General features: G+C 72.0%; 17 protein-coding genes and 1 pseudogene. 12 read left to right on the top strand and 6 right to left on the bottom strand.

Translation table 11 applies throughout. From position 1 onward, the window contains the following. The first annotated feature begins 16 nt into the window (after nt 1–16). Complete coding sequence (pruA, locus tag ACWDX6_RS03785) at nt 17–1,648, top strand: L-glutamate gamma-semialdehyde dehydrogenase (protein WP_451483313.1); 1,632 nt, start codon at nt 17–19, stop codon at nt 1,646–1,648. A gap of 129 nt (nt 1,649–1,777) precedes the next feature. Here the strand turns inward: pruA and ACWDX6_RS03780 are convergent, their stop codons facing one another. Next, nucleotides 1,778–2,668: an alpha/beta fold hydrolase gene (locus ACWDX6_RS03780; RefSeq protein WP_451483312.1), complete on the bottom strand. Its 891-nt coding sequence runs from the start codon at nt 2,666–2,668 to the stop codon at nt 1,778–1,780. A gap of 110 nt (nt 2,669–2,778) precedes the next feature. Between ACWDX6_RS03780 and ACWDX6_RS03775 the strand changes: the two genes are divergently transcribed. Beyond that, a complete protein-coding gene (locus ACWDX6_RS03775) occupies nt 2,779–3,315 on the top strand; it encodes a GNAT family N-acetyltransferase (RefSeq protein ID WP_451483311.1) in 537 nt (178 codons plus the stop codon). Nucleotides 3,316–3,355: 40 nt separating this feature from the next. On the opposite strand, the gene ACWDX6_RS03770 is transcribed toward ACWDX6_RS03775, so the two are convergent. The 3 genes and pseudogenes from ACWDX6_RS03770 to ACWDX6_RS03760 all read right to left on the bottom strand — a co-directional run. After that, complete coding sequence (locus ACWDX6_RS03770; protein ID WP_451483310.1) at nt 3,356–4,081, bottom strand: hypothetical protein; 726 nt, start codon at nt 4,079–4,081, stop codon at nt 3,356–3,358. Further along, nucleotides 4,078–4,419 carry a PadR family transcriptional regulator gene (locus ACWDX6_RS03765; RefSeq protein WP_451483309.1) on the bottom strand — a complete coding sequence of 114 codons (342 nt, stop codon included), beginning with the start codon at nt 4,417–4,419 and terminating at the stop codon, nt 4,078–4,080. The genes ACWDX6_RS03770 and ACWDX6_RS03765 overlap by 4 nt, the downstream gene beginning before the upstream one ends. A 36-nt stretch (nt 4,420–4,455) precedes the next feature. Next, nucleotides 4,456–4,713, bottom strand: a pseudogene (locus ACWDX6_RS03760) (NADP-dependent oxidoreductase); the annotation flags it as partial. 47 nt (nt 4,714–4,760) lie between these two features. Here ACWDX6_RS03760 and ACWDX6_RS03755 point away from each other — a divergent pair. The 4 genes from ACWDX6_RS03755 to ACWDX6_RS03740 all read left to right on the top strand — a co-directional run bounded on the left by ACWDX6_RS03755 (nt 4,761) and on the right by ACWDX6_RS03740 (nt 7,832). After that, nucleotides 4,761–4,886, top strand: a complete 126-nt coding sequence (locus ACWDX6_RS03755; RefSeq protein WP_451483308.1) for a hypothetical protein — start codon at nt 4,761–4,763, stop codon at nt 4,884–4,886. Nucleotides 4,887–5,091: 205 nt separating this feature from the next. Then, complete coding sequence (locus ACWDX6_RS03750) at nt 5,092–5,223, top strand: hypothetical protein (RefSeq protein WP_403294626.1); 132 nt, start codon at nt 5,092–5,094, stop codon at nt 5,221–5,223. 207 nt (nt 5,224–5,430) lie between these two features. Continuing rightward, entirely contained in the window at nt 5,431–6,480 is a 1,050-nt protein-coding gene (locus ACWDX6_RS03745) for a 3-isopropylmalate dehydrogenase (protein WP_451483307.1), read from the top strand. Between the two features lie 245 nt (nt 6,481–6,725). Then, the gene (locus ACWDX6_RS03740) at nt 6,726–7,832 is read left to right on the top strand and encodes a branched-chain amino acid aminotransferase (protein WP_451483306.1); all 1,107 of its coding nucleotides are present in this window, start codon (nt 6,726–6,728) and stop codon (nt 7,830–7,832) included. Between the two features lie 80 nt (nt 7,833–7,912). Here the strand turns inward: ACWDX6_RS03740 and ACWDX6_RS03735 are convergent, their stop codons facing one another. After that, nucleotides 7,913–9,322, bottom strand: a complete 1,410-nt coding sequence (locus tag ACWDX6_RS03735) for a cytosine permease (protein WP_451483305.1) — start codon at nt 9,320–9,322, stop codon at nt 7,913–7,915. A 137-nt stretch (nt 9,323–9,459) separates the two neighbouring features. Between ACWDX6_RS03735 and ureA the strand changes: the two genes are divergently transcribed. The 6 genes from ureA to ACWDX6_RS03705 all read left to right on the top strand — a co-directional run bounded on the left by ureA (nt 9,460) and on the right by ACWDX6_RS03705 (nt 17,181). Next, complete coding sequence (gene ureA / locus ACWDX6_RS03730; RefSeq protein WP_451483304.1) at nt 9,460–10,182, top strand: urease subunit gamma; 723 nt, start codon at nt 9,460–9,462, stop codon at nt 10,180–10,182. Beyond that, entirely contained in the window at nt 10,182–11,864 is a 1,683-nt protein-coding gene (locus tag ACWDX6_RS03725) for an urease subunit alpha (RefSeq protein ID WP_451483303.1), read from the top strand. Before ureA ends, ACWDX6_RS03725 begins: the two co-directional genes overlap by 1 nt. 11 nt (nt 11,865–11,875) lie before the next feature. Further along, on the top strand, nt 11,876–12,892 hold the full coding sequence (locus ACWDX6_RS03720; protein ID WP_451483302.1) for an agmatine deiminase family protein: 1,017 nt from the start codon (nt 11,876–11,878) through the stop codon (nt 12,890–12,892). A gap of 202 nt (nt 12,893–13,094) precedes the next feature. Next, the gene (locus tag ACWDX6_RS03715; RefSeq protein ID WP_451483495.1) at nt 13,095–13,655 is read left to right on the top strand and encodes a TetR/AcrR family transcriptional regulator; all 561 of its coding nucleotides are present in this window, start codon (nt 13,095–13,097) and stop codon (nt 13,653–13,655) included. Between the two features lie 480 nt (nt 13,656–14,135). Next, nucleotides 14,136–15,752, top strand: a complete 1,617-nt coding sequence (cimA, locus tag ACWDX6_RS03710) for a citramalate synthase (protein WP_451483301.1) — start codon at nt 14,136–14,138, stop codon at nt 15,750–15,752. Between the two features lie 88 nt (nt 15,753–15,840). Continuing rightward, nucleotides 15,841–17,181: a hypothetical protein gene (locus ACWDX6_RS03705; protein WP_451483300.1), complete on the top strand. Its 1,341-nt coding sequence runs from the start codon at nt 15,841–15,843 to the stop codon at nt 17,179–17,181. 158 nt (nt 17,182–17,339) lie between these two features. Here ACWDX6_RS03705 and dnaN read toward each other — a convergent pair whose 3' ends face one another. After that, nucleotides 17,340–18,449, bottom strand: a complete 1,110-nt coding sequence (gene dnaN, locus ACWDX6_RS03700) for a DNA polymerase III subunit beta (RefSeq protein WP_451483299.1) — start codon at nt 18,447–18,449, stop codon at nt 17,340–17,342. Between the last annotated feature and the right edge of the window lie 88 nt (nt 18,450–18,537).

Genomic DNA, 18,537 nt, shown 5'->3' with positions numbered 1-18,537 from the left:
AGGAGTTAAGAGACTCATGGACGCTGTCACCCAGGTCCCCACTCCGGTCAACGAGCCGGTGCACAGCTACGCCCCCGGTTCCCCCGAGCGCGCCCGCCTGGAGGCCAAGCTCAAGGAGCTGGCCGAGAACCCGCGCGAGCTGCCGATGACCATCGGCGGCGTGAAGCGCATGGGCGGCGGTGAGCGCGTCGACGTCGTACAGCCGCACAACCACAAGGCCGTCATCGGCACCTTCGCCGGCGCCACCCGGCAGGACGCCCAGGACGCCGTCGACGCGGCCCTGGCCGCCGCTCCGGCCTGGCGCGCGATGTCCTTCGACGACCGCGCCGCGATCATCCTGCGCGCCGCCGAGCTGCTGGCCGGCCCCTGGCGCGAGACGCTGGCCGCCTCCACCATGCTCGGCCAGTCGAAGACCGCCCAGCAGGCCGAGATCGACACCCCGTGCGAGCTCGTCGACTTCTGGCGCTTCAACGTCTCCTACGCCCGGCAGATCCTCGCGGAGCAGCCGCCGGCGAACTCCCCGGGTGTGTGGAACCGTCTGGACCACCGCCCGCTGGAGGGCTTCGTCTACGCGATCACGCCGTTCAACTTCACCGCCATCGCGGGCAACCTGCCCACCGCCCCCGCCCTCATGGGCAACGTGGTGGTCTGGAAGCCGTCCCCGACCCAGACCCACTCCGCGGTGCTGCTCATGGAGCTGCTGGAGGAGGCCGGTCTGCCCAAGGGCGTCATCAACCTGGTGACGGGCGACGGCATCGCCGTCTCCGAGGTGGCCCTGAACCACCCGGAGCTGGCCGGTATCCACTTCACCGGCTCGACCAAGACCTTCCAGCACCTGTGGAAGACGGTCGGCAACAACATCGAGAAGTACCGCTCCTACCCCCGGATCGTCGGCGAGACCGGCGGCAAGGACTTCGTCGTCGCCCACCCGAGCGCCGACCGCGCCATCCTGAAGACCGCGCTGACCCGCGGCTCCTTCGAGTTCCAGGGCCAGAAGTGCTCCGCGTCCTCGCGTGCGTACATCCCGGCCTCCCTCTGGAACTCGGGCTTCAAGGAGGAGTTCGCGGCCGAGGTCGACGGCATCAAGATGGGTGACGTCACCGATCTGACGAACTTCATCGGCGCCGTGATCGACGAGCGTGCCTTCGCCAAGAACAAGGCCGCGATCGACCGGGCGAAGGCCGACCCGACCTGCACGATCGTCGCCGGCGGCACGTACGACGACTCGGAGGGCTGGTTCGTCCGTCCGACCGTCATCGAGTGCTCCGACCCCGAGAACGAGGTCTTCACGACCGAGTACTTCGGCCCGATCCTCGCCGTCCACGTCTACGAGGACGAGAAGTACGAGCAGATGCTGGAGCAGATGGAGTCGGTGTCGGCGTACGCGCTGACCGGCTCGATCATCGCCGGTGACCGCGCCGCCGCGGCCCACGCGATGGACAAGCTCCGCTATGCCGCGGGCAACTTCTACATCAACGACAAGTCGACCGGCGCCGTCGTCGGCCAGCAGCCCTTCGGCGGCGGCCGCGCCTCCGGCACGAACGACAAGGCCGGCGCCCCGCAGAACCTGATGCGCTGGACGCTGACCCGCGCGATCAAGGAGACCCTGGTCCCGCCGACCGACTACTCCTACCCCCACATGGGCTGACGCCCCCAGGCCTCCCGGAGGCCCCCTGACACCGCCCCCGTCCTCGGTCCCCCAACCGAGGACGGGGGCGGTTCCATGTGCGGGTGGGGCCACCAGGCGGTGTGGCGGACGCGCGCGGTCGATCTGCCGCTACGCAGCGCGAACGACAGCGCGTTCCAGGAAATCGGCGATGAGTGCGGCGATCCGGGGCGCGTGCGTCTCCAGGGCGAAGTGGCCCGTCGGGAGCAGGTGGACCTCCGCGTGCGGGAGGTCGCGGCGGAAGGCTTCGGCGCCCGCCGGGACGAAGATCTCGTCTCCGGCGCCCCAGACCGCGAGCAGCGGGACCCGGGAGGTGCGGAAGTACTCCTGGAAGGCGGGATAGAGGGCGAAGTTGGAGCCGTAGTCGCTGATCAGGTCCAGCTGGATCGCGTCCTGGCCCTCGCGTGCCATCAGGGCGGCGTCGTGGTGCCAGGCGTCGGGGCTGAGGAGGTCGCGGGACTCGGGCGGGACGCCCGTCTCGTACTGCCACCTGATGCCGTCCAGTGAGCGGATCGCGCGGACCGGTGCCTCGGTCCGCGGGGTGCGGTCGGCGATCAGGGCGAGGACCGGAGCCCAGGCGTCCGCGCCCAGCCCCTCTTCGTAGGCGTTGCCGTTCTGCGTGACGATCGCGGTGATGCGCTCGGGGTGGGCGAGAGCCAGGCGCAGACCGATGGGGGCGCCGTAGTCCTGGATGTACAGCGCGAACCGGTCGAGGCCCAGGTTGTCGGCGAACTCGGCGGTGAGCGCGGCCAGTTCGGCGAAGCTGTAGTCGAACTCGTCGGCCGGAGGCGCGGCGCTGCGGCCGAAGCCGAGGTGGTCGGGGGCGATCAGCCGGTAGCGGTCGGCGAGCAGTGGGATCAGGTCGCGGAACATGTGCGAGCTGGTGGGAAAGCCGTGCAGGAGCAGGAGGACGGGGGCGCCGGCCGGCCCGGCCTCGCGGTAGTGGATCTCGTGACCCCTGACCGTGGTGGTGCGGTGGTGTACCTGCTGTACGAGGACCATGCCTAACCCCTCAAACGGCTTTTAGTGGTTGAGGTGGGAGTCAAGCACCGCATGTCTAACTGGTCAAGGGGTGATGAACGGTTAGGTGGCGTGTGGGGGAGACTCGGAGCATGACTCTGACGACCGCGCCCACCCACGCTCTCGGGGCCGAGAGGCTCCTCGCCGTCCGGGAGATGCTCGATGCCGCCTTCGGTGGTGACTTCTCCGACGAGGACTGGGACCACGCCCTCGGCGGTGTGCACGCCTGCGTGGAGGACGAGAGGGGAGTCGCCGCCCACGGCAGTGTGGTCATGCGCCGGGTGCTGCACGGCGGGCGTTCCCTGCGCGTGGGTTACGTCGAGGGCGTCGGCGTCCGCGCCGATCGGCGCCGGCAGGGGCTGGCCGGTGTCGTCATGGCCGAGCTGGAACGGGTGATCGACGGGGCGTACGCCTTCGGGGCGCTGTCGGCCTCGGACGAGGGGGCCGCGCTCTACCGCGCCCGTGGCTGGACCCTGTGGCAGGGGCGGATCGAGGTCCTGAGTCCGGATGGGATCGTCCGGCTGCCGGACGAGGAGGGCTCCACCCACCTGCGTCCGGCCCGGGGCGGTCTTCTGCCCGACCCCGCCGCCCCGCTCGTCTTCGACTGGCGCGACGGCGACGTGATGTGAGCCGCGGAGGGCGCGGCCCGTGCCGCGTCCGCCCGCGCCCTCAACGGCCTTCGCCGACGCGCCCCTTCTCCGTCTCCAGCTTCGCCGTGTACGTCGCCGACACCGCCCAGCCCACACCGAAGAGCGCCAGGGCGTACCCCGGCATCCCGAGCCCCAGGCCGGCCGCCGCCAGGCACGCCACCACGGCGACCGCCCAGACGGCGAGCGCCACCTTGCCCCGGCGGCTCAGGAACAGCCACTCGCGCGGGCGGGCCGGGCGGGTGGCCAGTTCGCCCGCGGGCCCCTCACTCGCCGCCTTCGGGCGCTTGAAGTAGCCGTACATCATCCATTCGCCGCAGAGCTCCCAGCCCTCGGGCTCCAGCGCGGCCAGGACCTGGTCGCGGCGCCGGCCCTTGATCACCTCGCGCCGGTACTCCCAGCGCAGCGCAGCGCCCGGCGCCCGGCGGCACACGAACCGCCCGAGCGCGTCGAGGGACTCCACCTCCCAGCCCTGGTCGCCGTGGACCGCCAGCATCCGCCGGTCGTTGAAGATGTCCGCGGTCCAGGTCCAGCTCTCCGCCGCCTCGTCCGGCTCCCCGGGCAGCGGCGCCAGACCGCCGAGCTGCGCCGCGAAGGCGGCGGCCGGACCGAACTCCTCCTCCGCCGTCACCCCCGTCCGGTCGAGATGGCCGCGCAGGTCGGCGACGGTCGCGTCGATCTGCGCGCGCGGCACGCCGGCGGTGCGCAGCGCGGTGGCGAGCTGCTCGAAGTACGTGTCCGTGGTCATGGTGTCGATCCCCCTGGGTGCAGCGCGGCCCGTACGGCCGTGTGGAAGTCCAGCCAGGCCCCGCTCTCGGCGGCGAGATGCTCCCGCCCCCGCTCGGTCAGCCGGTAGTAGCGGCGTCCCGGTCCTCGCTCGGCGGCCCGGAACTCGGCCTCCAGCAGGCCCGCTTCCTCCAGCCGGTTGAGCACGGGATAGAGCGTCCCGCCCTTGATCTCGCCCAGTCCCGCCTCGGCGAGCGACTTGGCGATCTCGTACCCGTAACTCTCGCCGTCGGTCAGGCAGGAGAGGACGAGCAGGTCGAGGACTCCCTTGAGCCAGCTGGATCTGCGGTCTGCGGCCATGCGTGCATTCCATCACCACCTAGATAGGAAAGCAATCTAGCTAGCGGGGTCGACTTCGCGGGACACCAGCATCTTCCCGGCGTTCTCCCCGCGCAGCATGCCGAGGAAGGCGTCCACGATGTGCTCGAACCCCTCCACCACCGTCACGTCCAGCGGCAGCCGCCCGCTCCGCAGGTGCGGCACCGCGAAGTCGTACAACTCCCCCCGCGCGTCCTGGTGGTCACGCACCAGAGAGCCTTCGAGGCGCAGGCTCTTGCCCACCACGTCGAAGAGGTTGCGCGGGGCGGGCGGGGGAGCGGGCCCTCGCCCACGCGCGACGGGTACTGCGGCTCCTGGAGGTGATGGCCGCCGAGGTGCGCGGCGCGGAGACCGGCACCGCCTCCGGACCGCTGCGGATCGCCGCCTTCCGCAGCGCCGCCCTGATGGCCCTGATCCGGGCCCTGCGGGAAACCCGCCGTCTCAGATAGTAGGAAGTCCGAGTAATTGTGGAGACAGACCCGGCCGCCTGTCCTAGCTTGGTAGGAGCCGAACGTCTCGCTCCATCAGCGAATGGCGGTCGTGAGCGCGATGCCCTTGTGCAGGCAACCCCTGCGGCGGCGCTCCCCGCCCCTTCCGGCGCCTTCGATCACCACTGATCTCGGATCACCACTGATCTCAAGGAGTCGATCCCCCATGGCCGCTGAGACCCTCCGCCGCGTCCGCCACTCCGCCACCCGCCCCAGCGACGACGCCCGCAAGAACGCCGCCGCCGCCCTCCAGCGGGCCCTCGACCGCCGGGACAACGGCGGGTCCACGGGCCACTGAGGCTTACGGATCCCACCGGCGCCGGGGCTTACGGAGCCGCGCGCCGCACCTCGAAGTGGTCGACGCGCTCGCCGCTCCCGGCGAGCGCCGAGACCTTGGGCACCGGCGACGCCCCGGCCACCGCCTCCACGATTTCCGAAGAACCCGGTTCCGTCCGGATGGTGGACAATGAGTGTCAGGAACTGGGACGAGGAGTAGGGTGCCGACATGTCTCACAGCATCGATCTCGCAGTCATTCCCGGCGACGGCATCGGCCAGGAGGTCGTGGCCGAGGGCCTCAAGGTCCTCGCCGCCGCGCTCCCGCAGGACGTGAAGCTGGAGACGAAGGAGTACGACTTCGGCGCCAAGCGCTACCACGCGACCGGTGAGACCCTCACCGACGCCGACGTCGCGGCGCTGAAGCAGCACGACGCCATCCTGCTCGGCGCCATCGGCGACCCGTCGGTCCCGTCCGGCGTGCTGGAGCGCGGCTTCCTTCTGAAGCTCCGCTTCCTCTTCGACCACCACGTCAACCTGCGTCCCTCGAAGCTGCTGCCCGGCGTGTCGACCCCGCTCAAGGGCCAGCCCGAGATCGACTTCATCGTGGTCCGCGAGGGCACCGAGGGTCCGTACACCGGCAACGGCGGCTCGATCAGGACCGGTACGCCGCACGAGGTCGCCACCGAGGTCTCCGTCAACACGGCCTTCGGTGTCGAGCGCGTGGTCCGCGACGCCTTCACCCGCGCCCAGGCCCGCCCGCGCAAGAAGCTGACGCTGGTCCACAAGAACAACGTCCTGGCGTACGCGGGTCACCTCTGGACCAACATCTTCAACAAGGTGGCCGAGGAGTTCCCCGAGGTCACCACCGACTACCTGCACGTGGACGCGGCGACGATCTTCCTCGTCACGCAGCCCGAGCGGTTCGACGTGATCGTCACCGACAACCTCTTCGGCGACATCATCACCGACCTCGCCGCGGCCGTCTCCGGCGGCATCGGCGTCGCCGCCTCCGGCAACATCAACCCGAGCGGCGAGTTCCCGTCCATGTTCGAGCCGGTCCACGGCTCCGCGCCGGACATCGCGGGCCAGGGCAAGGCCGACCCCACGGCCACCGTCCTCTCGGTCGCGCTCCTGCTGCGGCACCTCGGCTACGAGAACGAGGCCGGCCGCATCGAGGCGGCCGTCGCCGCCGACCTGACCGAGCGCGGAGACGCCAGGAACGCGGCCCGCACGACGGGCGAGATCGGCGACGCGCTCGCGGTACGCGTAGCGAGCTGACCCGCCGACTGACGCATCACCACAGCCGCCGGGTCGCATTCCGCACCCGGCGGCTGTACCTATGCGGTCGCAGGGTGCCACCATCACATCCTGGACCGTATGCACACCGTTTCCGTGCACCGGACCCCACAGGCGATAATCGAACGTGGGGCCGCGGCATGCGGGAAAGCTCGGACGTCCTAGCAGAGCACTGATAGCGGCGTGAGCGCGGTCCGTCACACACAACCGGTGAAGGACAAGCACTCATGACGACGCCCACGATCGAGCTCAAGCCCTCCTCCAGCCCGCTGTCCGACGCGGAGCGCGAGGCGATCCTGGCCAACCCGGGATTCGGCCGCCACTTCACCGACCACATGGTGACCATCCGGTGGACCGAGGGCCGCGGCTGGCACGACGGCCAGCTCGTGCCGTACGGCCCGCTCTCCCTCGACCCGGCCACGAACGTCCTGCACTACGCACAGGAGATCTTCGAGGGCCTGAAGGCCTACCGCCACCCCGACGGCTCGGTCGCCAGCTTCCGCCCCGACGCCAACGCCCGGCGCTTCCAGGCGTCCGCCCGCCGTCTGGCGATGCCGGAGCTGCCCGTCGAGACCTTCATCGAGGCGTGTGACGCGCTCGTCCAGCAGGACAAGGCGTGGGTCCCGGCGCACGGCGGCGAGGAGTCCCTCTACCTGCGCCCGTTCATGATCGCGACCGAGGTCGGACTCGGTGTGCGGCCCGCCAACGAGTACCTCTTCGTCGTCATCGCGTCGCCCGCCGGACCGTACTTCCCCGGCGGCGTGAAGCCCGTCTCCATCTGGCTCTCCGAGGACCGCGTCCGCGCGGTCCCCGGCGGTATGGGCGACGCCAAGACCGGCGGCAACTACGCCGCCTCCCTGCTCGCGCAGGCCGAGGCGGCGGCGAAGGGCTGCGACCAGGTCGCCTACCTCGACGCCGTGGAGCACAAGTGGGTCGAGGAACTCGGCGGCATGAACCTGTACTTCGTGTACGGCGGCGAGGCCGGCCGGAAGCCCCGGATCGTCACGCCCACGCTGACCGGTTCGCTCCTCGCCGGCATCACCCGCGACTCGCTCCTCCAGCTCGCGAAGGACCTCGGTTGCGAGGCGGAGGAGGGCCGGGTCTCCATCGACCAGTGGCACGCCGACTCGCTGAACGGCACCCTGACGGAGGTCTTCGCCTGCGGTACGGCCGCGGTGATCACCCCGGTCGGCACGGTCAAGGCGGCCCGCGGCGAGTGGCAGCAGTCGGACGGACAGCCCGGCGAGGTCACGATGCGCCTGCGCGAGGCGCTGCTCGCCATCCAGACCGGCAAGGCGGAGGACGTCCACGGCTGGACGCACCAGCTGGGTTAGTCGGTACGTGAGTGGGGGCGCCCTCCTGGAGAGGGCGCCCCCTGAGCCTTTCGTTTGGATCGTGCCGGGCTCGCGGGCCCTCAGGAGACGGCGACCTCCGGTTCCGGCGCCGTCGCCGGCTTCGGTGTCAGGACCGCGTACAGCACGCCGCCCACCAGGCCCGACAGCACGAAGCTGCAGTCGATGCCGTCCGTGAGGGCGAGCAGCGGCCCCTCGTACAGCGGCGTGGCCACCGACGCCAGGCCCACGCCCGCCCCGATCGCCCACGAGGCGGTCGCCCGCGCGTTCCACCCCGCCGTGAACCAGTACGCCCCGCCCCGCGCCCGGCGGTTGTAGACCTGGAGCGCCTCCGGGTCGTACGCGCCCGCGCACCGCGTGTGCCCGATCAGGGTGATCACCGCCCACGGAGTGCCGACCGCGGTGAGCAGCAGCACGAACGACGTCATCGCCGTCTGCGCGTCCGTGGCGAAGTGGCCCAGGAAGACGAAGGCCGTCGCCACCACCGCGACCACGAGCGTCGCCCGCGCGCGCGTCGCGCGGGGCAGGATGGCGTCCAGGTCGAGCCCCATGGAGTACAGCATCAGCCCCGCGTTGCCGACCGAGCCGGCGGTCGCCGCGAGCAGCAGCGGCACCAGGTACCAGACGGGGGAGGCGTCGACGAGCGGCCCGGCGTAGTCGAGGGCGCCGCGCGCCGCCAACGCCGTGTACGTACCGAAGAGCTGAGGGATCAGCAGACCCACCAGCAGGCCCAGACAGGTCGCTCGCCAGACGGACTTCGAGCTGTGCCGTTCGGGTGAGATGTAGCGCGTGTAGTCACCGAGCAGCGTGATGAAGGCGACCGGGCCGCTGAGCCCGGCGGCCACCGCTGACAGTACCCAGGTCGGCCAGAACGAGCCCAGCAGATACGGGGTTTCGGGCACCGCCGCCGCGGTGAAGTCCCCGGCGTACGCGAACAGGCCCAGCGCGAGCAGCAGGGTCATGCCGACCGCCAGGGCCTTGCTGAGCCTGAGCAGCAGCCGGTAGCCGTAGACCGCGGCGACGACCGTGCAGGCGGCGAGCACCGCGTACACGACGGTGTGCGTGACGTCCCCGGTCGGCAGCCCCACCAGCCGGTCCAGCGTTCCCACGATCACGTCCCCGCCGATCCACAGGGTCAGCGCGGTGTAGCCGAGGGAGAGCAGCAGACCGACGACGGAGCCGACCAGCCGTCCCCGGACGCCGAAGAAGGCGCCGCTGGAGGTGGAGAGGTTCGTCGCGGTGCGCAGCGAGACGAGGGCGAGCGGGGCGGTCACGGCGACGCCGACGAGCGTGCCGGCGACGACGGAGGTCACCGACGCCCACAGGCCCAGGCCGAAGGAGACCGGCAGCCAGCCGAAGACGATCACGCCGAGGCAGAGGTTGGATCCGAGGAGGATCGAGACGAGGTCACGCGGGCCGCTGGTGCGTTCCGCTTCGGGGATGGTGTCGACTCCGCGCTGTTCTATCGGCATGGGGGCTCCCTGCGGGCAAGCGGACGGACTGGTTTTTGAGTGGCGCTCAATGTGACCTACTACGACTCGGTACGTCAATCCTTGGAACAAGTGCGTTCAGCGATTAGAGTGTCGCTCAAACAGGAGGTGTTTCTGACGTGCGACTGACCCCCACGGAGCGCGACCGGCTGCTGCTCTTCGGCGCCGCCGAGCTCGCCAGGGCCCGCCGGGCCAGGGGCCTGCGGCTGAACGTGCCCGAGGCGACCGCCCTGATCGCGGACACCGTCTGCGAGGCGGCCCGCGACGGCAAGCGGCTCGCCGAGGCGATCGCGGCGGCCCGCTCCGTCCTCGGCCCGGACGACGTGCTGCCGGGCGTGGCCGACATCGTCACCGAAGTGCATGTCGAGGCCGTTTTCGACGACGGCTCGCGGCTCGCGGTCGTCTCCGACCCGATCGGCTGGGGGTCCCCCCGCGAATCGGGGGGAGGCGCTCTCGGCGAGGGCGCCCCGGGCGCCCTGCTGCCGGGCCCCGCGCCGGCCGAGCAGCAGCCCGCGCTCACCCTGACCGTCCGCAACACCGCGGCCGTCCCCGTCAGCGTCACCTCGCACTTCCACTTCTTCGAGGCCAACCCGCGGCTCGACTTCGACCGCGCCGCCGCCTACGGCATGCGGCTCGCCGTCCCGGCCGGGTCCTCGTTCCGCTTCGACCCGGGCGGTGAGGCTGAGGTCGGCCTCGTCCCCATCGGCGGCGCCCGCGTCGCCATCGGCTTCGCGGGCCTGGTCGACGGCCCGCTCGACGAGCCGGGCGCGAAGGAAGAGGCGCTGCGCAGGGCGGCGGCCTGTGGCTACCTCGGTGCCGAGTCCCCGAAGGAGGGCAACTGATGGACCCGTACGAGTACGCGTCGGTGCACGGCCCCCGTGCCGGGGACCGGGTCGTCCTGGGCGACTCCGGGCTCGTCGTCCGGGTCGAGTCGGACTCCCAGAAGCCCGGCGACGAGTTCCTCGCCGGCTTCGGCAAGACCGCCCGCGACGGCCTGCACCTCAAGGCCGCGGCCGTCCGCGAGACCTGCGACGTCGTGATCAGCAACGTCCTGCTGATCGACGCCGTCCAGGGCATCCGCAAGGTGTCCATCGGCATCCGCGAGGGCCGCATCCACGCCATCGGGCGGGCCGGCAACCCGGACACCCTCGACGGCGTCGACGTCGTCGTCGGCACCGGCACGTCGATCGTCTCCGGCGAGGGCCTGATCGCCACCGCCGGAGCCATCGACACCCACGTCCACCTCCTGTCGCCGCGGATCATGGAAGCCTCGCTGGCCTCCGGCGTGACCACGATCATCGGCCAGGAGTTCGGCCCCGTCTGGGGCGTCGGCGTCAACTCGCCCTGGGCCCTCAAGCACGCCTTCAACGCCTTCGACGCCTGGCCCGTCAACATCGGCTTCCTCGCCCGCGGCTCCTCCTCGGACGCCGCCCCGCTCGTCGAGGCGCTCGCCGAGGGCGGCGCGTCCGGCTTCAAGGTCCACGAGGACATGGGCGCGCACACCCGCGCCCTCGACACCGCCCTGCGGGTCGCCGAGGAGCACGACGTCCAGGTCGCCCTGCACAGCGACGGCCTCAACGAATGCCTCTCCGTCGAGGACACCCTGCGCGTCCTGGACGGCCGTACGATCCACGCCTTCCACATCGAGGGCTGCGGCGGCGGACACGTGCCCAACGTCCTCAAGATGGCGGGCGTGCCGAACGTCATCGGCTCGTCCACCAACCCCACGCTGCCCTTCGGCCGCGACGCGGTCGCCGAGCACTACGGGATGATCGTCTCCGTCCACGACCTGAAGACCGACCTCCCCGGCGACGCCGCCATGGCGCGCGACCGGATCCGGGCCGGGACGATGGGAGCGGAGGACGTCCTGCACGACCTCGGCGCGATCGGGATCACCTCCTCCGACGCGCAGGGGATGGGAAGGGCCGGCGAGACCGTACGCCGGACCTTCGCCATGGCCGGGAAGATGAAGGCCGAGCTGGGCCCGCTGGAGGGCGACGGCGCGCACGACGACAACGCGCGCGTGCTGCGCTACATGGCCAAGCTCACCATCAACCCGGCGATCGCCCACGGCCTCGCCCACGAGATCGGCTCCGTCGAGGTCGGCAAGATGGCCGACATCGTGCTGTGGCGGCCCGAGTTCTTCGGTGCCAAGCCGCAGATGGTGCTGAAGTCCGGCTTCCCCGCCTGGGGGGTCGTGGGCGATCCGAACGCCGCCACCGACACCTGCGAACCGCTGGTCCTCGGACCGCTGTTCGGGGCGCACGGCGCGACCCCGGCCGACATCTCCGTCGCCTTCGTCGCCCAGGCCGCCGTCGACCTCGGCTCCGACTCCATGCCGACCCGGCGCCGCCGGGTGGCCGTCCGCGGCACGCGGGGCATCGGCCCCGGCGACCTGCTCCTCAACTCCCGTATCGGAGACGTCTCGGTCGACGGCCGGACGGGCCTGGTGTCGCTGGACGGCGACCCGATCCGCTCCGAACCGGCCGAGTCCATCTCCCTCAACCGTCTCTACTTCCTCTGAGGACGCATCCCATGAGCTTCCGCATGCCGCCCGAGTGGGCCCCCCACGAGCGCACCTGGATGGCCTGGCCCGGCCCCAACCCCACCTTCACCAGCGAGGAGGAACTGACCGAGGCGCGCGCCGCCTGGGCCTCGGTGGCCCGTGCCGTGCGCCGCTTCGAGCCGGTGACGATGGTGGTCGGCCCCGGGCAGCTGGACTCCGCGCGGGCCCTGCTCGGCGACTCGGTCGACCTGGTCGAGCGGGATCTGGACGACGCCTGGATGCGGGACATCGGCCCCACGTTCGTCACCGACGGCTCCGAACTCCGCGCGGTCGACTGGGTGTTCAACGGCTGGGGCGCGCAGGACTGGGCGCGCTGGGAGCACGACTCCAAGATCGCCCGCCATGTCGCGGACCTGGCCGGGGTGCCGGTGCTCTCCTCGCCGCTCGTCAACGAGGGCGGCGCGATCCACGTCGACGGTGAGGGAACGGTCCTGCTGACCGACACCGTCCAGCTCGGCGCGGGCCGCAACCCCCAGTGGACGCGCGAGGAGGTCGAGGCCGAGATCCACGCCAAGCTGGGCACGACGAAGGCGATCTGGCTCCCGCACGGCCTGACCGGGGACTACGGCCTCTACGGCACCCAGGGACATGTCGACATCGTGGCCGCCTTCGCCAAGCCCGGCGTCGTGGTCGTCCACAGCCAGCAGGACCCGGCCCACCCCGACCACGAGCGCTCGCGCCTGTACGTCGACCTGCTGCGCGGCCAGACCGACGCGAAGGGCCGCACCCTGGAGATCGTCGAGATCCCGGCCCCGACCGTCCTGAAGGACGAGGAGGGCGACTGGGTCGATTACTCGTACATCAACCACTACCTCTGCAACGGCGGCGTGGTGCTGTGCGGCTTCGACGACCCGAACGACGAGATCGCGGCGGGCATCTTCCGCCGGCTCTTCCCGGAGCGGATCGTGACGCTGGTGGACGCGCGCGCGATCTTCGCGGGCGGGGGCGGCATCCACTGCATCACGCAGCAGCAGCCGAAGGTCTGAGAGGCCGAGGGGGGCGGGCCGCGGGCTCCCGGAGGGCCCGCGGCCGGGCTGCGGCACGCCAGGAGCCCCCGTTCCCGGGGGTGCGCCCCCGCCGGAAGGCGGACCGAACCCCCTTGAGCCCATGAGGTAGAACGTACGAGTGACCCGCATCAACCCCGCCGCCCCCCGGCGCCGCAACCAGGCCGCCCCGCCCCGCGACGAGCTGCTCGCCGCCGCGATGGACACCATCGCCGAGCGCGGGCTCGACGGGCTGACCATGGCCGGGCTCGGGCGCGAGGTCGGGATGAGCAGCGGGCACCTGCTCTACTACTTCCGCACCAAGGACGAGCTGCTCCTGCAGACCCTGGAGTGGAGCGAGGGGCGGCTCGGCGTAGAGCGCAGCGCCCTGCTCTCCCGGCCCGGGACCGCCCGCGAGCGGCTCGACGGATACATCGACGTCTACGTCCCCGACGGCCCCCGCGACCCCCACTGGACCCTCTGGCTCGAGGTCTGGAACCGGTCCCAGAACGCCGAGGCCGACGCCCGCGCCCGGCAGGCCGCCATCGAAGGGGCCTGGCACCGGGACCTGGTCGCGCTGATCGCCGAGGGCGTCTCGCGCGGCGAGTTCCGGCCGGTGGACCCCGACCGCTTCGCGGCCCGGATGCGGGCCCTCCTCGACGGGTTCAGCGTCCACGTCGCGGTCGGCATCCCCGGCACCGGACGGGAACAGGTCCTCGCCCACGTACGGGAGTTCGTGGAGGACACGCTGGTCGCGCGAGCGTAGCGCGGGCGAGGGCGCCCGGGTGGGGACATCCGCCCCGCCACCGCCGATCCCGCCCGCGTGAGCGCGGGCCCTGCGACGACCTGCATCCGGGCTCCCGGGCGTCGCCGAGCCGGACGCCGGTGCGTCGCCGCGCTCCCGGGCGGCGCCGTTTCGTACGCCGGCGCCGCGACCCGGCACGGGCGGGTGCCCGAATCGTGAGATCCGTGTCCCGCGGCCGGGAGGGGTGTGGCACACTGCGGGCGTGCTTGCTACCACGATGATTATCGGCAGCAGCGCGCCGGTCCGCAGTGACCGCTGAACCGCGGCTCGATCCCCGCGGCAGTGGACACCGTGCCCCAGACCCGCGCGCAGACCTCTCGCACCCGCGAGGGGTTTTTTCGTTTTCCGGCCCCACCCACGCCGGAGACGGACCGCGCGCGAAAATGGGGGCAAGTGGAGCCAGACCTTCCGGAGCCACATCCGACAGGAGCCAACACAGTCATGACCACGGAGACCGACGCGAGCGCGCGTCCCGACGACAGCTTCCACGTCTTCGACACCACGCTGCGCGACGGGGCGCAGCGCGAGGGGATCAACCTCACCGTCGCGGACAAGCTGACCATCGCGCGGCACCTCGACGAGTTCGGCGTGGGCTTCATCGAGGGCGGCTGGCCCGGCGCCAACCCGCGTGACACCGAGTTCTTCGCGCGCGCCCGGCAGGAGATCGACTTCCGGCACGCCCAGCTCGTCGCCTTCGGCGCCACCCGCCGGGCCGGCGGCAACGCCGCCGAGGACCCGCAGGTCAAGGCCCTCCTCGACTCCGGCGCCCCGGTGATCACCCTGGTCGCCAAGTCGCACGACCGGCATGTCGAGCTCGCGCTGCGCACCACCCTGGACGAGAACCTGGAGATGGTCCGCGACACCGTCTCCCACCTGCGCTCCCAGGGCCGCCGGGTCTTCGTCGACTGCGAGCACTTCTTCGACGGCTACAAGGCCAACCCGCAGTACGCCAAGGACGTCGTCCGCGCCGCCCACGAGGCCGGCGCCGACGTCGTGATCCTCTGCGACACCAACGGCGGCATGCTCCCCGCCCAGGTCCAGGCCGTCGTCGCCACCGTCATCGCCGACACCGGCGCCCGGCTCGGCATCCACGCCCAGGACGACACCGGCTGCGCCGTCGCCAACACGCTGGCCGCGGTCGACGCGGGCGCCACCCACGTCCAGTGCACCGCCAACGGCTACGGCGAGCGCGTCGGCAACGCCAACCTCTTCCCGGTCGTCGCCGCGCTCGAGCTCAAGTACGGCAAGCGGGTGCTGCCCGAGGGCGCGCTCGCAGAGATGACCCGCATCTCGCACGCCATCGCCGAGGTCGTCAATCTGACCCCCTCCACCCACCAGCCCTACGTGGGTGTCTCGGCCTTCGCGCACAAGGCCGGACTCCACGCCTCCGCCATCAAGGTCGACCCGGACCTCTACCAGCACATCGACCCGGAGCTGGTCGGCAACACCATGCGGATGCTCGTCTCCGACATGGCCGGACGCGCCTCCATCGAGCTCAAGGGCAAGGAGCTCGGCGTCGACCTCGGCGACGACCGCCAACTGGTCGGCCGGGTCGTCGAGCGGGTCAAGGAACGCGAACTCAAGGGCTACACCTACGAGGCCGCCGACGCCTCCTTCGAGCTGCTGCTGCGCGAGGAGGCGGAGGGCAGGCCGCGCCGCTACTTCCGTACGGAGTCCTGGCGCGCGATCGTCGAGGACCGGCCCGACGGCATCCACGCCAACGAGGCGACCGTGAAGCTCTGGGCCAAGGGTGAGCGGATCGTCGCCACGGCGGAGGGCAACGGCCCCGTCAACGCCCTCGACCGGGCGATGCGGGTGGCCCTGGAGCGGATCTACCCCCAGCTCGCCAAGTTCGAGCTGGTCGACTACAAGGTCCGCATCCTGGAGGGCCGCCACGGCACGGAGTCCACGACCCGCGTGCTGATCACCACCAGCGACGGCAACGGCGAGTGGTCGACGGTCGGCGTCGGCGAGAACGTGATCGCCGCCTCCTGGCAGGCGCTGGAGGACGCGTTCACCTACGGGCTGCTGCGGGTCGGCATCGAACCGGCGGAGTAGCCCCACGCTCTGAGGGCCTGCCCCGAGTGATGGGAAACGGTCTGCGTCCTCTATGTCTTGTTCGAGCCTGTTCGGGTAGCTTCGAACTATGAGGACCAGGCCGTTTCCCCTTCTGTCGGCCCTCGCGGGGCTGGCACTGCTGCTGCTCCTGGTCCTGACCCCGTCCGCGGGCGCCAGGGCCACCGGGATCTCCGACGCCGCCGAGGCCCTGAAGCAGGGTCCGGTGTACGTCCATCCAGGCGCCGCCGACCAGCTCTCGCGGGCCGACGCGGACGCCCTCGCCCAGAAGATCAAGGACGCGGACAAGCCGCTCTTCGTGGCCGTGCTGCCGGCGAACGAGGAGTTCCCGCCCGAGAACCTGCTCCGCAATCTGCGCACCGAGACCGGGGTGACCGGCCTCTACGCCGTCCGCCTCGGTGACGGCTTCAACGCCGCCGCGGACTCCTCCGTGCTGTCCCGCGACGCCGTGCAGAACCTGATCACGGCCGTGCGCCAGCCGGGGGTCGACGCCGGGACCGAGCTGAACAACTTCGTCGACCAGGCCCTGCCCACCCTGCGCGGCTCCGCCCCCGCCTCCTGGGGAGACGTGGGCACCGACAGCGGTGCCCCGGTCGCCGGTCTGGTGACCCTCGGCGCGGTCGCCGCCGCGGGCGGTGCGAGCGCCTACGCGGTCGTCCGCCGCAACCGGCTCCGCAGGGAGGCCGAGGAGCGCGCGGCCCTCGACCGGCTCCGGGTCGTCGTCGACGAGGACATCACCGCCTTCGGCGAGGAGCTCGACCGCCTCGACTTCCACCCGGCGGAGCCCGGCGCCGACGACGCCATGCGCGGCGAGTACGAACGCGCCCTCGACTCCTACGACAAGGCCAAGTCGCTCATGGGCTCGGCGAGGCACCCGCACGACGTCCGCGCCGTGACCCAGGCCCTGGAGGACGGCCGCTGGTCCCTCGCCGTGCTGGCCGCCCGCCGCGAGCGCCGACCGCTGCCCGAGCGCCGGCCGCCCTGCTTCTTCGACCCGCGGCACGGCCCGGCCTCCGAGGACCGGACCTGGACCCCGGTCGGCGGCGCCGCCCGCCAGGTCCCGGTCTGCGCCGCCGACGCCGCCCGCCTCGACGACGGGCGGGACCCCATGGCCCGTACGGTCGAGACCGACGGCGGCCGCCGCCCGTACTGGGAGGCGGGACCGGCGTACGGCCCCTGGGCGGGCGGCTACTTCGGCGGCGGTCTGCTTCCCGGCCTGCTGGTCGGCACCATGCTCGGCTCCATGCTCTCCACCCCGGCCTACGCGGGCGAGTACGGCGGCTCGGAGTTCGAGGGCGGGGACTTCTCCGGCGCGGACTTCAGCTCCGGTGACTTCGGGTCGAGCGACTTCGGTGGTGGCGGCGGGTTCGGCGACTTCGGCGGCGGCGGGGACTTCGGTGGCGGGTTCTAGGGGGCGAGGCGCACCCTGGGCCGGGTCCCGAGAGCACCGGCCGCCCCAGAGCCCGGCCGCCCCAGAGCCCGGTCGGCCCAGAACCCCCGGCCGCCCGAGAACCCCGGCCGCCCGAGAACCCCGGCCGCCCAGAGCCCCGGTCGGCCCATCCCCGGCCGTCACATCAGCGGCTTCACCGACATCAGCAGATGGCGGTGGGCCGCGCCCTCCCCGTCCGTGATCAGCGCGCGCTGGCCCGGGCCGAGCAGATGGAAACGGACCGATCCGGTGCCGAACGAGCCGAGCGCGTCCAGGAGATAGCCGGGATTGAAGGCGACCGTCATCGACTCGGCCCCGGTCAGGACGGCCCGGAGCCGCTGGGAGGCCACGTCGTCCTCGTACCCGGCCTGGAGATGGACGGCGTCGCCGGTGAAGGCCAGCTGGACCGGGCTGTCGCCCTCCGCGACCACCGCGACCCGCTTCACGGCCTCGACCAGCGGCACCCGGTCCGTCCGCGCGACGGCGTGGTCACCGAGGGCGAAGAGCTTGTCGTGGCGGGGGAGGCGGCCGTCGAGCAGCCGGGTCGTCGCCCGCGTCCCCTCGCTCTCGAAGCCGATCGAACCGCCGTCCAGGGCGAGCCGGACCGGACCGGCCCCGGAGAGGGAGCGGGCGATCTCGGTCAGCCGGCGCGCCGGCACCACGACATCGGTCTCCCCGGTCTCCTCGGCGGAGGGCTCCGGCTTCCACTCCAGCGTGCGGACCGCGTAGCGGTAGCGGTCGGTCGCGGCCAGCGTCATCTCCGTACCGTCGAGGGCGAGCCGTACGCCCGTCAGGACCGGCAGCGAGTCGTCCCGGCCCGCGGCCACCGCCACCTGCCCGACCGCCGTCGCGAACGCCTCGGCGTCCACCACTCCCCGGAACGCGGGCAGCGCAGGCTGCGCCGGATAGTCCTCCAGCGGCAGCAGGGAGAGGCCGAACCGGGCGTCCCCACCGGTCACCGCGAGCCGTGCCCCCTCGACCGCGCACTCCACGGGCCCCCTCGGCAGGACCTTGCAGATGTCGAGCAACCGCCGTCCCAGCACCAGGACCCGGCCCGGCGCGGCCGTGTCCGCCGCGACCTCGATGCGTGCCGACGCCTCGTAGTCGAGTCCGGAGACGCGCAACAGGCCGTCGTCCCGCGCCTCCAGGAGGAGCCCGCCGAGCACAGGCACCGGCGACCGGGCGGGCAGGACGCGGGCGGCCCAGGCCACGGCGTCGGTCAACACACTGCTGTCGATGCGGAATTCCATGCCGCCGACGCTAGCGGCCACCACTGACAAGGCCCCCGCAAACGCCGAGCGCCCGCCCTTCCGCTGTCGCGGAGGGCGGGCGCGCTCG

This window comes from Streptomyces sp. NPDC003027 (assembly GCF_053591435.1).
This window is presented reverse-complemented; position numbering and strand designations above follow the sequence as displayed.

What these genes read in the sequence shown, in the direction of transcription:
- pruA (WP_451483313.1), top strand. Translation starts at nt 17, where the DNA reads ATGGACGCTGTCACCCAGGTCCCCACTCCGGTCAACGAGCCGGTGCAC.
- ACWDX6_RS03780 (WP_451483312.1), bottom strand. Translation starts at nt 2,668, where the DNA reads ATGGTCCTCGTACAGCAGGTACACCACCGCACCACCACGGTCAGGGGT.
- ACWDX6_RS03775 (WP_451483311.1), top strand. Translation starts at nt 2,779, where the DNA reads ATGACTCTGACGACCGCGCCCACCCACGCTCTCGGGGCCGAGAGGCTC.
- ACWDX6_RS03770 (WP_451483310.1), bottom strand. Translation starts at nt 4,081, where the DNA reads ATGACCACGGACACGTACTTCGAGCAGCTCGCCACCGCGCTGCGCACC.
- ACWDX6_RS03765 (WP_451483309.1), bottom strand. Translation starts at nt 4,419, where the DNA reads ATGGCCGCAGACCGCAGATCCAGCTGGCTCAAGGGAGTCCTCGACCTG.
- ACWDX6_RS03755 (WP_451483308.1), top strand. Translation starts at nt 4,761, where the DNA reads ATGGCCGCCGAGGTGCGCGGCGCGGAGACCGGCACCGCCTCCGGACCG.
- ACWDX6_RS03750 (WP_403294626.1), top strand. Translation starts at nt 5,092, where the DNA reads ATGGCCGCTGAGACCCTCCGCCGCGTCCGCCACTCCGCCACCCGCCCC.
- ACWDX6_RS03745 (WP_451483307.1), top strand. Translation starts at nt 5,431, where the DNA reads ATGTCTCACAGCATCGATCTCGCAGTCATTCCCGGCGACGGCATCGGC.
- ACWDX6_RS03740 (WP_451483306.1), top strand. Translation starts at nt 6,726, where the DNA reads ATGACGACGCCCACGATCGAGCTCAAGCCCTCCTCCAGCCCGCTGTCC.
- ACWDX6_RS03735 (WP_451483305.1), bottom strand. Translation starts at nt 9,322, where the DNA reads ATGCCGATAGAACAGCGCGGAGTCGACACCATCCCCGAAGCGGAACGC.
- ACWDX6_RS03725 (WP_451483303.1), top strand. Translation starts at nt 10,182, where the DNA reads ATGGACCCGTACGAGTACGCGTCGGTGCACGGCCCCCGTGCCGGGGAC.
- ACWDX6_RS03720 (WP_451483302.1), top strand. Translation starts at nt 11,876, where the DNA reads ATGAGCTTCCGCATGCCGCCCGAGTGGGCCCCCCACGAGCGCACCTGG.
- cimA (WP_451483301.1), top strand. Translation starts at nt 14,136, where the DNA reads ATGACCACGGAGACCGACGCGAGCGCGCGTCCCGACGACAGCTTCCAC.
- ACWDX6_RS03705 (WP_451483300.1), top strand. Translation starts at nt 15,841, where the DNA reads ATGAGGACCAGGCCGTTTCCCCTTCTGTCGGCCCTCGCGGGGCTGGCA.
- dnaN (WP_451483299.1), bottom strand. Translation starts at nt 18,449, where the DNA reads ATGGAATTCCGCATCGACAGCAGTGTGTTGACCGACGCCGTGGCCTGG.